Source organism: Zarconia sp. (genome assembly GCF_057467645.1).
In genome coordinates, this window is sequence record NZ_JBRJXU010000122.1 from 1 (window position 1) to 13989 (window position 13989).

Below are 13989 nucleotides of genomic sequence, written 5' to 3' on the forward strand. Positions count from 1 at the left end.
ATATAGGTAAAATTAATAATATTAATACTAAGCGCCAGTAAGATTCTAAATGATAGACAATTAATATTAATAAGCTTATCAATATAATGTTTGTAAAGCCAAATATAATAAATAAAAATGTAAGCATTCAGGTGGAGGGGTTGACAATTGGGAAAACCCAGGTAGCGTAGAAGAATGATTGAGCAGCTACCAGCCATTCCCCCGACGCGAGAAGACCTAGAACAGATGCCGAAATCGGTTCTGGTGGAGCTGGTGCTGCGGCAACAAAAATTACTCGAAGAACTCATCGCAAAAGTTGAACGGCTTCAAGGGCAGTTAGACAAAGACAGCCAAACCTCATCGAAGCCACCGTCGAGCGACCTCATCAAACGCTCGGAAAAAAAGTCAGCGAGTGAGTCCAATTTGTCGGACACTTCAAAACGTCAACCTGGGGGACAACCCGGACACAAAGGAAAAACCCGAAAGGGATTTGGACGAATAGACCGCTACGAGGTCGTCGAACCGATAGCTTGTGAACTGTGTGGGGGCCACCACTTTGAAGAGAGTGGCGCATCCTCTCGTTGCTACGTAGTCGCCCAACTGGTGGAACGTCCCATCGAAATTGTCGAGTACCGCCAAGTACGACGAGTGTGTCAGCACTGTGGAACTCAAACAGCCGGGAAGTTGCCCGAGAACATCATTCCGGGTCTAGATTTATCGGCAAACCTTCAAGGAATGCTCGCGTGGTTGGGACATTACGCTCACTTATCCTACGCCAAACAACAAGAGTGGTTGCGAGAGTTCGGGAAAATTGAGGTGGGTCTGGGAACTCTCGAAGCGACGACTCGCCGGGTAGCAGTGGCAGTGAGTTCACCCGTGGAAGAATTGAAAGAGTGGGTCAAGAATCAGTCTCACGTTCATGCTGACGAGTCGCCGTGGTTAGTCAATGGAGTCAAAGAATGGCTGTGGGTGATTTCGGGAGTGGGGTATAGCCTGTTCCATGCCGGAGACACCCGGTCGCGAGCAGAACTCGAATACCTACTCGGTACTAGTTTTGCTGGAGTTCTCATCTCAGATGATTTCAGCGTCTACAACGGCTATCAAGTCACGGCTCAGCAAAAATGTCTGGCTCATCTGCGACGACACTTCAAGCAGGTAGAAACTTTGAAAGGACCCCATCAGAAACCCTTGGCGAGGGCATTTCTCAATTTGATTGACGAGGCCTTCAACCAACACCGTCAGTGGCGCGAGACCGGTGACGAACTTACTTACACCAGTTGGGCTACCTCTTTCAAGGAGCGCATCGCACAGGCGATTGAGGCTTGGTGGCACCAGGCCGGTCATGCTGCGGGCTTGTTATTGAAGTCTTTGAAGCAAAAATCTTATCAATGGTGGTATTTCCTCGACCACCCCCAAGTCCCACCGGATAATAATCGTGCCGAACGATCCTTGCGTCTGGCAGTGACCAAGCGCAAAGTGGCTGGTGGCTCTCGTTCTTGGGAAGGATTTCGCCGAACGGCAACGTTGCTCAGTGCTATTGAATCCTGTCGCGCGAGCGGTCGCTCGGCGATCGAGTTTTTCGGTCGTGCGCTCTCAGAAACCGTGGGGGGTCACTCGGGGCAGTTATCCCTGATTCCCAGGTTCAACTGAGCATGGAGGGGTTTGTCAACCCCAATACCTGAATGCTTACACCTGGGTTTAGTGTTTGCCCTTCAGGGAAATCTCGAAGCTGCCCATCGAGAATGGCAAAAAGGGTTGGTACTCTGTCAAAATGATAATGTTTGGGAGCGATCGGTTCGAGCATTGTATACTGTCGCATTGGGAGAACCCAATCGCGGTATTGCCGAACTACAAGCCATCGTCGAAGCTGGGGCACCCATGAAAGCACTACGCAATGTCCTTGGAGATGCAGAAGTTCTCGCCCGATGTCCTGCGCCACCTGCGGGCATCGATACTGTCGTTGCATTGTTGAAAGAGGCGATCGATCGCCTCTAGCCCCCTGAAGGAAAATACGCCATCGCATCGGCGAGATGCTTTTGCAACGTCTCCACTCGAAGCGGCCCATCGATGTGATGCCAGGGTAAAATCTGCTCCGGGGGATAATCGGTATGGACGTAGAAATCCAAGGTTGGCACTTCCCCTTTCAACTCCTTAAACGCGCGCTTGTAAGAACCGATCGAATCGCCGTAATGCCGCACCAACTCCAACACCCGCGATAACCGCCGATCGCCTCGCGAAATCAGCGCCTGAATCGCAGACCAGTTATAGCTTTCCGGTCGAAAATCGATGCCGTTCGATCGCAATTCTTTCTCCAATCGCTTCAATCGCTTGCGCGCATCGGGATTGACTCCAAACCATTGAAACGGCGTGTGGGATTTGGGGACGAAGGTACTGCATCCCAGCGTCAGACGCAACCCCGGTGCGGCTTTTTTCAGGGTTTTCATCATCGCGATCGTATCTCCCACGTCCTCCGCTTCCTCCCCCGGAATTCCTACCATTCCGTAGAGTTTGAGGGCCTTCAATCCCCCAGCCTTCGCCGCAATCGCCGCCTGCGCGATTTCGTCAGTTTCCAGCTTCTTATTCACGATCCGCCGCACCCGTTCCGAACCGCTTTCCACGGCAATCGTAATCGATCGCGTATCCCGTCGGCTGAGAACCCCCGCCAGCTTGGGAGTGACGGTATTCGTGCGGACGGAGGCAATACTCAGACGCACCCCATCGTACTTATCCTGTCCCAGATAGTCCAGCAACGCCTCGAACTCTGGATGCTGAGTAATTGAGGCCCCCAACAAGCCAATGCGATCGCTCTTCTCCAACCCCCGTTCGATCGCCGGAATCAGCGATGCCTCCAAACTTGCCGTCCGAAACGGCAGCGTCAGATAACTCGCCAGACAGAAGCGGCACATTTCCGGACAGCTACGCACCACCTCCACCATATAGATATCCGGCCAGGCCGCTTTTTCCGTCACCACCGTAGAGGCGGAGAGGGTGTTTCCCCGATAGGTTTGTTTGGCAACGCGATCTCGAATATCCGCGTCAATGGGAGTAATCGATGCGATCGCCTCCGTGGGACTGTGGTAGGTGACGCGGTACAAACTGGGAACGTACACCCCCGGAACCCGCGCCAACTCACGCAGCAGATGCGATCGGCTTTTTCCCCGCACTTCCTTGTACGCCTCGATGAAATCCCCCAGCAAATTCTCCCCATCCCCCAGCAAAATCACATCGAAGAAATCTGCAAAGGGTTCCGGGTTCGCCGTCAACACCGGCCCGCCACCAAAGACGATCGGGTGTCCTTCATCCCGGCGATCGCTGCGAATCGGCACGTTTAGCCGTTCCAGCAATTCCAGCAAATTGCCGTAGTCCAGTTCCCAGGAGAGGGAAAACCCCAGCAACTCCGGCTGTGAGGGTAGAGGTTCGTGGGTATCGGTAAACAAGCGGCGTACGTCCACATCAGATCGCAACGCCAAAGTCGCCCAAACCACCTGATAGCCGAGGCTGGTGATGCCGATGCCGTACTCGTTGGGAAAGGCAAAAATGGTAGGAATTGCATCGATATCGGGGGATGCGGGTGCGAATAGCAAACGTTCGGCGTGGAAGGGATTGGCACTCATAAAATGGGGAAATAGCGAATTTTGAAAGTCTGACGATCGTTGTCAGACGAACCGTTTGAAAAGTTTTAGCTTAATGTATTTAATGAGAGAACGCGAAACGACCTACTTTATTTTTAAACATAAGATATCAAATATTTATTTTGAGATTTTAAAAATTAGAGTATCAATCCATCTAATTACAACCGATTAAATTGATAATTTGCCGTTCTTTGAGACTTCACTCTATCGCTACTCTCTTGTCCTCCGAATCGATAACATAGTAATATCGTCGAATTGAGGAGCATCATCGATATATTGAAATAAGTGAGATTCGATGCAATCGAGCAACTCCGAAGCTGAATTCACCGGTATATCGAGAAAAGATAACAAGCGCTGGCGATTAAATAACTCTCCCTCCATATTTTTCGCCTCCGTTACCCCATCGGTATACCCAAAGAGTAAGTCTCCCGGTTGTAGGGTGACGCGATCGCTTTTGAAAGCAGCGTCGGGCATCACACCGACCGCTGGTCCAGTGGGAGCCAGTTGGAGTTTTTCCCCCGTCTCGCGGATTATGGTCGGAGGTTCGTGTCCGCCGTTGACGTAACAAAGTAACCCCGTTCTCGGATCGAGAATGCCAAAAAATAGAGTAGCAAACATACTGAGTTGCCAGTGATTTTGGGCAATATAATTATTCGTCATTCTGACCGCTTGCAAGGCTTTGCATTGATGCTTAGAGGGTGGTTTAGAGGTCGTTTTGAAGTTATGATTTGCCATATCCTCATCCTCCGCTTCGATCGATAAACCCTGAAGCTGCGTTTGTCCGGAAAAAACCCGAATTAGGCTGCGAAATAATGCCATAAAAAGCGCCGCACCCACCCCTTTATCGCAAACATCAGCAACCACAAACCCGATCGAATCATCTAAGGGAAACACATCGTAAAAGTCTCCCGCAACTTGTTGGGCTGGATGAAAGCAGGCGGCAATTTCCCAATTGGGGGGTTGGGGAATTTCTCCGGGTAGAAAATCAATTTGAATCTGCCGACCTTTTTCCAGTTCTCGATCGAGGGCTTTAGAATAGGCATCGAGTTGGTTGTAGAGGTCGGCATTATCGAGTACCAGGGCCATGCGATCGGCCGTGGCTTGCATCAGGGTTGCCGCCTCCTGGCTGAATCGATCGGGTTGGGAGTGCAACAGCGTCAAAATCCCCAACAACTCACCTCCCCGGAGGATGGGAACCGTGAGAACCGATCTCGCTTGATAGGGTCCGTCGGGTAAATCCAACCAGCGATCGTCGGTTTGCGTATCCTTCACCAGTCCTAATGTTCGATGCTGGCTCACCCAACCCGCCAGTCCCTTTTTGAGAACTTTGCCGACGAGACTTTGCCGATCTCGCTCGCTCACTTGACCCCGCTGGCGATCGAGAATTCCGTCGGTGACTCGACCCATGGCATCGAGTAAAAATAGGCTTCCCCGTTCCGATTCGGTCAAATCGGTGGCTAAATCCAGGGTTTTCTGCAACGCCGCTTTGAGAACCCCCCCGTCGTGGGTCGGGGAACGCGCCATCGCCACCAATCCCTCAAGCAATTCTCGTTGAGCCAGGAACGCCGCCTTCTCTTGCCGCAGCCACGCCACCTCCTGGCGCAACCGCTCTAACTCCGCCTGGGGAGATTCTCCGACTCGATCCGATTCGTCCATGTTGCATCTATCGCGTTCGCTAACCTCTATTGTTAGCACCTACTCGGCGATCGCGATCGAGTCGATCGAGATTGAGTCGTTAAGTTTCACACCTTATGTTATGATAGAGTGACGTTCTAATGGCGGGCGTAGCCAAGTGGTTAAGGCAGTGGATTGTGGTTCCACCATTCGCGGGTTCGACTCCCGTCGTTCGCCCTTTTACAGAATAGATTTCAGACCTCCGGTCTGAAACCCCGCTCGGTACCGAAATTAAAATCTCCATTAAATTAGGGTGAGAGATTTGTCGGGTGAGATGTATTCCCCGTGAGGATTTTACATTTGTTAGCCAATCCTGCTTGAATCCTTATCCATAAGGCTTCTTGATTGATAGCAACCGCCAGGGCGGTTAGGACAACGCCGGACAATTGTGAAATTAACCCGTGGTCTTTCCCCCGAAAGCAAGCGATGCTCCCGAAGCCGCCGAAGCCCACAGTCACTTGTGCCCTAACCGATATGGCGACTGCTATAACGGATGACACGCCCTAAACTCTGAGAGTCGATGCGGGCGATCGAAAACACTCAAACTCACTAAAATTCCCAACTCCTAAAAACGCCGCACCGAGGCCCGCAGAAACCGCCACAGAAATAGGGCGAGAAACCCTACCAAGGCAAAGGGAAAGGCTACTGCCCCAGCAATGCAGCACAATCCGAACTGAAACCATCCCCGACGGGCAAATTGCACCATCGATTTCGCCCAGGGCGGAATCTGCCAGGCATCTAGGGGGGCGCCGATATCGGCGAGGATTTGATTGCCGGCATTAATTAGCGCCATTCCTTCTCTAAATTTGCCCATTTCTTGGCATAATCTCCCGAGGGCGATCGCTGCTTGGGCTTCTTTTTGTTTCTGGTTGGTGGCTCGGTAAATTTGAATTAAGCGATCGTAGCACTGCACGATTTGGGCAGATTGCTGAGTTTCGTAGTACGCTGTGGCTAAATTTTGCCAGGTTTTAGCTTCTTCTTCTGGGTTTTGGAGGGTTTGCCAAATCTCGATCGCCGCTCGATCGCATTCGATGGCTTTAGGATACTCGTTTCTATCTCGGTAAACTTGGCTTAATTTCGTCAAAGAAACCGCTTCTTCGTGGCGATCGCCGATATTTCGAGCAATCTCGACGGACTGCTGGTGAAACTGAATGGCCCGATCGCTCTCTTCTGAAGATTCAGCAATTTTCCTAGAACCGTTCGGGGAGTTCATCTCTTCCGAGGGATCGCGATTTTTGTCCGGTTGCGAATGTTCTACCACGGTTTTCTCTCGGTGTAACTTGCATCTTCAATTTCGGCTAGGTTCGGATTTAATTCACACCGGTTCGATTGCGCCCTCGATCGAGCATAAATACATAATAAAATATCCCAATTTGAGCGATCGGAACTAAAAACCCAATGATTTCTGGTAGGGAACCCGCGACCACAAAAGATGGACATTCAGCTAAAAGAGGATTTCCACCCTCGCTTTTCGAACTCACGCAGAAGTTAACATAAAATGCGTTCGCCATCAACCAACCGATATTTAACTCGATTCCTTCTTCTTGTAAAATCATCCACACAAAAAATAGAAAATTTAAAATTCCCAATAAAAATAATAAGACTTGGAAGTTATCGCTCGTAAATATAACAATTGCGGCGATTGGTAAAATGAAGTAGACGATCGACAAGAGTGAATCTCGAACGAGTTGATTCAGAGCTTGCAAAGTATACGCAACTAAAACTGAAATCAATAGGGATGCAGAAAAACAGAAAACCAATCCCCAACTAACAATATGAAAATCAGTTGTTGAGAAACCGACAAAAGAATAACGCTCGGGATAAAGCAAAGAAAAAACTAAGGACGACAATGCCCGAATTAACAACCATAGGGTAAATCCAAATAGTATTCGCTTAACGCGAATCTTTGAGCGGGTATTGATGAGCGTCTGAGGATGTCGCTTGTGGATTTTAAAGGTTATTAACAAGATAATTAAAGCCAGACAAACATAAACGCCAATCGCAAATAACAATTTATTCGAACAGGAAATTTCTGAAAAACTAAACTCATCGAGGGGCAGTCCAAAGGCGACACGATAAATAACAACAACTAAACTAAAAATAACAATTAATCCAAGTAGTCCAAGAACGATGAAGAGTAACGCTAAGGCATAGTCTTTAAAACGACTTCGACCTCGATCTGCAGCTTTGAGAAAATCAGATTCCATCTTTAATTTGAATATTCATTAAAATTTTGAGTTTATCTGAGATTATATGAGTAAAATTTAAAGATCGGGGCAATTCTTTAAATTACCCCGATCGCACTCAAAAAACAGTCAATTCTTAAAATCGATCGAGTTCGATCGAATTAAATAACTGTTCTATATTTTGTTGCGTTCCAACAAATTCTACAACAAATACAAAATGCCGAATAACACGATCCAAACGACATCGACGAAGTGCCAGTAGATTTCTGCCGCTTCCACACCAAAATGCTCTTGGGCAGAATAGCGATCGGCTTTGAGAGACCGCAGTAGAACCGCAACAATTAACGAAAATCCGAAGCAAACGTGCAAACCGTGAAAACCAGTGAGAACGTAAAACGTACTGGTAAACAAGTTGGTCGTTAACCCGAATCCCGTGTGGGCGTATTCGTAGCCTTGACCGGCTAAGAAAATTGCCCCCATCACAGCCGTCAACCCAAACCACAATCGCAGTCCGGCAACGTTATTTTGTTTGATGGCGCGGTTGCCTTGGTTCATCACGAAACTGCTGGAAATCAGAATCACGGTGTTAATTCCCGGCAGCATTAATTCCATTTCTGGCGTGCCTTCCGGCGGCCAAACGGGAGTTACCAACCGAAAAGTTAAATAGGCCGCAAACAAGCCCAGGAAAATCATCGATTCCGCCACCAGAAACAGGTAAATTCCTGTCAGTCGATGGTCTGGATGTTCTTCGTGACCAGTGGCCGTATCTTCGGCGTGGTGGTAGTTGAGTTCGGTTTTAGATGGATCGATTGCTGAACCTTGCATAGATATTCTCGTTCCTACGATCTGTGTTGGGTTGGGTTCGCCCTTCACCCATCCCCGGTAGGATTTCGTCGGGAGATGGCAAAGGACGATCGATTACATTTCCGCTTTCACTTCTGCCAAGAGTTCGTCTACCGATTTATCATCTCCCTCAGCTTCGACATCAATGCCGTATTCATAGGGCCCCGACCAGAGAACCGGTTCCTCGTCGAAGTTCTCGATCGCCGGAGGAGAGGTGGTTTGCCACTCCAGGGTTAAAGCGCGCCAAGGGTTTGCCGCGGCTTTGGGACCGTAAAACCAACTCCAGACGGCATTAATGATAAAGGGAATCGTCGAGAACGCCAAGAGAATTGACCCGACGGTACACACCATATTAATAGTGGCAAATTCGGGATCGTACTGCACCACCCGGCGCGGCATCCCTTGCAGCCCCAAAATATGCATCGGGAAGAAGCAGAGGTTAAACCCGACGAAATGGAGGACGAAGTGAACCTTGCCCCAGGTTTCGTTAAACATCCGCCCGGTCATTTTGGGGTACCAGTGGTAGATTCCAGCATAGATTCCGGTGACGCTACCACCAAACAGGACGTAGTGGAAGTGGGCGACGATGAAATAGGTATCGTGAACGTGGATATCGAAGGGCACCGAAGCCAGCATCACGCCACTGAGTCCACCGATGAGAAACAGGGCGACAAAACCGATGGCAAACAGCATGGGCGTATTGAGGCGTATTTTGCCCCGCCAAATCGTCGCCACCCAGCTAAAGACCTTAATTCCCGTAGGAACGGCGATCGCCATGGTGGCAATCATAAAGAACATCCGCAGCCAGCCGGGAGTCCCGCTGGTGAACATATGGTGCGCCCAGACGATCAATCCCAAAAAAGAAATGGCCAAACTCGAATAGGCGATCGCCGTATAGCCGAAAATCGGCTTGCGGGCGTGGACGGGCAGAATGTCGGAAATCATGCCGAACATCGGCAAAATCATGATGTACACCGCCGGGTGGGAATAGAACCAGAATAAATGCTGGTAGACGATCGGATCGCCGCCACCGGTGGGATTGAAAAACGCCGTCCCGGCAATCAGGTCGAAACTGAGCAAAATCAGCGCCCCGGCCAGCACGGGAGTTGAAATCAGAACCAGTGCCGAGGTGGCTAGCATCGCCCAGCAGAACAAGGGCATATCGAAGAACGTCATGTCCTTGATGCGCATCGTCAGCAGGGTGGTGAGGAAGTTGAGCGCCCCCAAAATCGAGGAGGTTCCCAGAACCAGGACGCTAAGAATCCAAATCATCTGCCCCACTTGACCGCTCATGGTACTCAGGGGAGGATAGGACGTCCAACCCGCGCCGGGGGTTTCGATGAGCAAGCTCGAAAGCAGCAGAATCCCGCCAGGGGGAACCATCCAAAAGGCAACGGCATTCAATCGGGGAAATGCCATATCCTTCGCCCCGATCATTAGGGGAATGAGATAGTTGGCAAACGCCCCGGTTCCCGCCGGCACGATCCACAGGAAAATCATAATCGTCCCGTGGAGGGTGAGTACGCCGTTATAGTTCTCAAATCCCAAAAGGTCAGGGTTGGGGGTGGCTAGTTCCGTGCGGATTGCCGTGGCCATCACCCCACCGATCAGGTAGAAAATGAAGCTGGTAACCAGATATTGAATTCCGATCACCTTATGGTCGGTGTTGAAGGTGAAATAGTCGATCCAACGCCATTTTTCCGGGTGGGAATGACCTTGAGGCTTCGCGTCAGGTTGTAATGATGTTGCTGTCATAACTGAATTTCAGTAATGAATTTTATGTCTGGGGTTAGTGGTGGTGACCCATAGGGTGCAGTTGGGCTAGGGTGCGATCGTCTACTCCCAAATCTGTCGTGCGTAGGGCAAGGCGATCGGTTTGGGAGAGGGTCTCGGGAACCATGGCGACGGTATTCTCGCCAGCATCTTTACTGGCAATCTGAGACTGCAACCATGCGTCGTAATCTTCTGGCGTTTCGACGATCGTCTGAGACCGCATTGCCCCGTGATAGGACCCGCACAGTTCGGCGCAGACGATGGGATAGGTTCCGGGAACTTCTGGCTTGAAGCGCAGTTCGACGGTGCGTCCGGGGATGGCATCCTGCTTGAGGCGGAATTGGGGTACCCAGAAGGCATGGAGGACATCTTGGGCTTTAATATTGAGCTGGACTTCTTTACCGGCAGGAATATGGAGCTCACCGGAGACGATACCGCTTTGGGGATAGGTAAAGATCCAAGCAAACTGCAAGCCTAACACGTCGACTTCAACATCAGCGGGTTGTCCTTCGCTGTCGGGGGAGGCTCCCACACCGACGGCCACTCGATCGGGTTGGGCTTGAGTTTCCCCAGGAAGCAGCCCGGAAATTTGGGCATCCGGTGCGGCGGCCACTTTAACCCCGTGGTGGTCGCCCGCAGCCATGGGATCGAGACCGCCCATGGTGTTATACACTTCAAAGCTGTAGATCGACAGACCCACGACGATAATCACCGGAATCCCCGTCCAGAGAATTTCGAGGGGCAAGTTTCCTTCAATGGCTGGGCCGTCGGTATTGTCTCCGGGCTGTTGGCGAAATCGAAAAATGGCAATAACGATCGCCCCTTCAACCAGTAAAAATAAACCGGTGGCGATGGTCATCATTGTATCGAACAATCCATCCACCAAAGGGGCTTCCTGGGAGGCGGCAATTGGCATCCAACCGTTGTTTTGACCGTACCACAGGCTAACTAGGGTAATGACCACGCCAAATAGCATGGTGATAATAGCAGTTGGGATTTTCACGTTACATTTCTCCTCTAGGAGGTTTCGGATTTGGGGGAGTAAGGGTGATGGTGTTTTTTCGATGTCGTCCCAAACGGGGGTGGGTTTGAGATGCGAGCGCGTCAAGTATTAATTTGACGTTTGAATCGTCCGTTTTTTTCGCCAATTCTTGTTAAGAATTGACGAGATAAAATTACGGGATATTTAATTTCGACCCGCTATATTTTAGCCGATGGCTTTTAGGATAAATATCGGTTGATTTTGCTCGAAATCAACCGTAAATTTACCCAGATTCGGCTAGATTTCTTCCCAAAGAATGGGAGAAGCTCGATCGAGTTGGCGCTTCGCTCTCGAGTCATGAGTTACCTTCGTCGCATCCGAAGCATTTACCCCTCGCTCTCGTGGTTTTCCACACTTACCAAGGTAGAGCAGGTTGTGGGTTCGGTGAACTGACCGGAGAAATCTTTAGTTTTTTTTTTGGATCGTCTCTTCGATCTGGCAATTTTCAAGGATACACTCAAAGTGCAAACTTTTGTAAATGCTATCGGGTGCTGATTTCGCATCCCTAAGGCAATCTTAAAACATTGCTAAAGCAAGACAGTTCTCCGGCTGTGACCCTTTAATGTAAACATATCATCCCCAAAAATCCCCCGATCGATCCTCAAATTTATCGATCGGTAGCGACTCTGCTTTTATGAACTTTTGTTGCATATGGCAAACTCAATTCTCCGTTCGTCCAACTCTCCCAAAAACGTCAATTCCGACGGTCGCTTTCAACCCCTGCCTTTCATCCGGGGCTTGATTTGGAAAATGGCGATCGCCATCCTGATTTTGATGGCTGTGGGCAGTGCCACACGGGTGATGAATGCCGGGTTAGCCTGTCCGGATTGGCCTTTGTGCTATGGGGAACTCGTTCCCACCCAGCAGATGAACCTGCAAGTCTTTCTCGAGTGGTTCCATCGCCTCGACGCTGCGGCCATTGGCTTGATGGCAATGGGTCTTGTCGGTCTATGCGGGTGGTTTCGGCGCGAAATTCCTCGCTGGCTGCCCTTTGCCGCTATCGGCATCCTCGGAACCATCGTTTTTCAAGGCATTTTGGGGGCACTGACGGTCACCCAACTGCTGCGATTCGATATCGTCACCGCTCATCTGGGAACGGCGTTACTGCTGTTTCTCGTCGTGCTGGTGGTGGGTTTAATCCTAACTCCCTATCAAGGTACCGGAACGGCCCGTCGATTGGGTTGGGTGAGTGGAACGGGGGCGATTTTGGTCTACCTCCAAAGCCTGTTGGGGGGATTGGTGGCGTCTCGATGGGCCTTGCACCAATGCTTTGGCAACCAGCAGCTTTGTACGGTGATGAACGGGCATATTGCCGGCGTCGTTCTCCCCACCCTGGCGATTCTCGTTTTGGTAGTAGGGGCTTGGCGCACGCCGGGACTGCACCCAATGCTGCGCAAAATCGCTTATTTATCTGGGGGCCTCTTAGTCGCCCAAATTGCCTTAGGGGTTGCCACATTCTACCTGCACCTGCAAGTGGAACCCCTCACCGTCGCCCATCAAACTGTCGGGGCGCTATTACTGGGGAGTTTGGTTTCATTTACCATCTTGGCGATGCGCGATGACTTAGCCCCTGCCATCGAGAAGGCTTAGTTCGGGCTGAATTTGAAGCCTGAATGGGTGAGTCTTTTTTTTGGTTGAAATCTACATTGGTTCGGGCGCAGTCTGATTTTGCACCGCGATCGCGCACCAACTCCCTCTGGGGTAAACCTATCGACCCGCAACTTTTGCAACTAACCCCTTTGAAGAACTTACGAATCGATCGCGCCATCGTAGCGTCGCGCGATTGCCTTTTACGAGAGGACGAGAAATTCATGCAACATCTTGCCAGTCCAACTACGCAACGACATCACGAGAATGCTTTCCAAGTTCTCGAAAGTTACTATCAACTGACCAAGCCTCGGATTATTATTCTGCTTCTGATTACCACCGCTGCGGGGATGTGGGTTGCGGCCAAAGGGAAAATCGATCCCTGGCTGTTTTTGGCGACGATGACCGGTGGGGCACTCTCTGCGGCTTCTGCCAACGTCATCAACTGCCTGTACGATCGCGATATCGACTACGTGATGGAACGCACCCGCCATCGCCCCCTACCCTCCGGGCGCGTCCAGCCTCGGGATGCCCTTCTCTTTGCTATTGCCCTGGCAGTCTGTGCGTTTACCCTCCTCACCCTATCCGCCAACCTGCTCGCGGCGATCCTGGCAATGTCGGGGATCGTCTTCTACGTCCTCGTCTACACCCACTGGCTCAAGCGCCACACCACTCAAAATATCGTCATTGGCGGCGCGGCTGGGGCGATTCCTCCCCTGGTGGGTTGGGCTGCCGTCACCGGGGATTTGAGCTGGGGCGCTTGGATGTTGTTTATTATCGTCTTTCTCTGGACGCCTCCCCATTTCTGGGCCTTGGCAATTTACATTCGCGATGAATATGCCGAAGTGGAAGTGCCGATGCTGCCGGTGATTGAGGGGAATGAAGAAACGAGCAAGCAAATTTGGCTCTACACCCTGTTAATGTTACCGACGACGGTTCTGATGGTTTATCCCTTGGGGGCGTGCGGTTTGGTTTACCTCGCTATTGCCCTGGGATTGGGATGGATTTTTGCCCGCAAAGCCTGGGAATTGTGGAAATCTCCAGACGATCGCGATGCAGCTCGATCGCTGTTTAAATATTCGATTCTCTACCTGATGCTGCTCTGTGTCGGAATGGTGGTGGATAGTCTCCCGTTCGCTCACCAGCTGACGGAAATTGCCGCTGATGGCTGGCAGACTTTTGTGGGTTTAACGGGACTGATGTAAGCTCCCATTCCGTTGAACCCCCGATAATTGACCGTCAAGCCAGTATGAGGGGCAACGCTCGCCTGGGG

The 13989-nt window shown here is 50.7% G+C and carries 11 protein-coding genes and 1 tRNA gene; 5 read left to right on the forward strand and 7 right to left on the reverse strand.

Annotated elements, in window-relative coordinates; all coding sequences use genetic code 11:
* The first annotated feature begins 174 nt into the window (after positions 1 to 174).
* Together tnpC and AC2215_RS18590 are read left to right on the forward strand one after the other, a co-directional pair.
* Positions 175 to 1629: an IS66 family transposase gene (gene tnpC / locus AC2215_RS18585; RefSeq protein ID WP_486811495.1), complete on the forward strand. Its 1455-nt coding sequence runs from the start codon at positions 175 to 177 to the stop codon at positions 1627 to 1629.
* 12 nt (positions 1630 to 1641) lie between these two features.
* Positions 1642 to 1974: a hypothetical protein gene (locus AC2215_RS18590; RefSeq protein WP_486811496.1), complete on the forward strand. Its 333-nt coding sequence runs from the start codon at positions 1642 to 1644 to the stop codon at positions 1972 to 1974.
* Here AC2215_RS18590 and AC2215_RS18595 read toward each other — a convergent pair.
* The gene (locus AC2215_RS18595; protein WP_486811497.1) at positions 1971 to 3593 is read right to left on the reverse strand and encodes a B12-binding domain-containing radical SAM protein; all 1623 of its coding nucleotides are present in this window, start codon (positions 3591 to 3593) and stop codon (positions 1971 to 1973) included. The genes AC2215_RS18590 and AC2215_RS18595 overlap by 4 nt on opposite strands.
* Positions 3594 to 3821: 228 nt before the next feature.
* The gene (locus tag AC2215_RS18600; RefSeq protein WP_486811498.1) at positions 3822 to 5267 is read right to left on the reverse strand and encodes a PP2C family protein-serine/threonine phosphatase; all 1446 of its coding nucleotides are present in this window, start codon (positions 5265 to 5267) and stop codon (positions 3822 to 3824) included.
* Between the two features lie 122 nt (positions 5268 to 5389).
* Here AC2215_RS18600 and AC2215_RS18605 point away from each other — a divergent pair.
* Positions 5390 to 5462 (forward strand) — tRNA-His (locus AC2215_RS18605).
* A 388-nt stretch (positions 5463 to 5850) separates the two neighbouring features.
* On the opposite strand, the gene AC2215_RS18610 is transcribed toward AC2215_RS18605, so the two are convergent.
* From AC2215_RS18610 to AC2215_RS18630, 5 genes are all read right to left on the reverse strand, one after another.
* Positions 5851 to 6546 (reverse strand): tetratricopeptide repeat protein, encoded by a 696-nt coding sequence (locus tag AC2215_RS18610; protein WP_486811499.1) that lies wholly within the window; start codon positions 6544 to 6546, stop codon positions 5851 to 5853.
* A gap of 49 nt (positions 6547 to 6595) precedes the next feature.
* Complete coding sequence (locus tag AC2215_RS18615; RefSeq protein ID WP_486811500.1) at positions 6596 to 7492, reverse strand: hypothetical protein; 897 nt, start codon at positions 7490 to 7492, stop codon at positions 6596 to 6598.
* 180 nt (positions 7493 to 7672) lie between these two features.
* Positions 7673 to 8296, reverse strand: coding sequence for a cytochrome c oxidase subunit 3 (locus tag AC2215_RS18620; protein ID WP_486811501.1), 624 nt, complete (start codon positions 8294 to 8296; stop codon positions 7673 to 7675).
* Between the two features lie 93 nt (positions 8297 to 8389).
* Complete coding sequence (gene ctaD, locus AC2215_RS18625) at positions 8390 to 10069, reverse strand: cytochrome c oxidase subunit I (RefSeq protein ID WP_486811502.1); 1680 nt, start codon at positions 10067 to 10069, stop codon at positions 8390 to 8392.
* Between the two features lie 34 nt (positions 10070 to 10103).
* On the reverse strand, positions 10104 to 11090 hold the full coding sequence (locus tag AC2215_RS18630) for a cytochrome c oxidase subunit II (protein WP_486811503.1): 987 nt from the start codon (positions 11088 to 11090) through the stop codon (positions 10104 to 10106).
* 690 nt (positions 11091 to 11780) lie between these two features.
* On the opposite strand from AC2215_RS18630, the gene AC2215_RS18635 reads away from it, so the two are divergent.
* Positions 11781 to 12719, forward strand: coding sequence for a COX15/CtaA family protein (locus tag AC2215_RS18635; RefSeq protein ID WP_486811504.1), 939 nt, complete (start codon positions 11781 to 11783; stop codon positions 12717 to 12719).
* Between the two features lie 221 nt (positions 12720 to 12940).
* Positions 12941 to 13921, forward strand: a complete 981-nt coding sequence (locus AC2215_RS18640) for a heme o synthase (protein WP_486811505.1) — start codon at positions 12941 to 12943, stop codon at positions 13919 to 13921.
* Positions 13922 to 13989: the final 68 nt, after the last annotated feature.

Excerpts from the sequence above, each read along its gene's own strand:
- tnpC (WP_486811495.1), top strand. The coding sequence starts at position 175 with ATGATTGAGCAGCTACCAGCCATTCCCCCGACGCGAGAAGACCTAGAA.
- AC2215_RS18595 (WP_486811497.1), bottom strand. The coding sequence starts at position 3,593 with ATGAGTGCCAATCCCTTCCACGCCGAACGTTTGCTATTCGCACCCGCA.
- AC2215_RS18600 (WP_486811498.1), bottom strand. The coding sequence starts at position 5,267 with ATGGACGAATCGGATCGAGTCGGAGAATCTCCCCAGGCGGAGTTAGAG.
- AC2215_RS18615 (WP_486811500.1), bottom strand. The coding sequence starts at position 7,492 with ATGGAATCTGATTTTCTCAAAGCTGCAGATCGAGGTCGAAGTCGTTTT.
- AC2215_RS18620 (WP_486811501.1), bottom strand. The coding sequence starts at position 8,296 with ATGCAAGGTTCAGCAATCGATCCATCTAAAACCGAACTCAACTACCAC.
- ctaD (WP_486811502.1), bottom strand. The coding sequence starts at position 10,069 with ATGACAGCAACATCATTACAACCTGACGCGAAGCCTCAAGGTCATTCC.
- AC2215_RS18635 (WP_486811504.1), top strand. The coding sequence starts at position 11,781 with ATGGCAAACTCAATTCTCCGTTCGTCCAACTCTCCCAAAAACGTCAAT.
- AC2215_RS18640 (WP_486811505.1), top strand. The coding sequence starts at position 12,941 with ATGCAACATCTTGCCAGTCCAACTACGCAACGACATCACGAGAATGCT.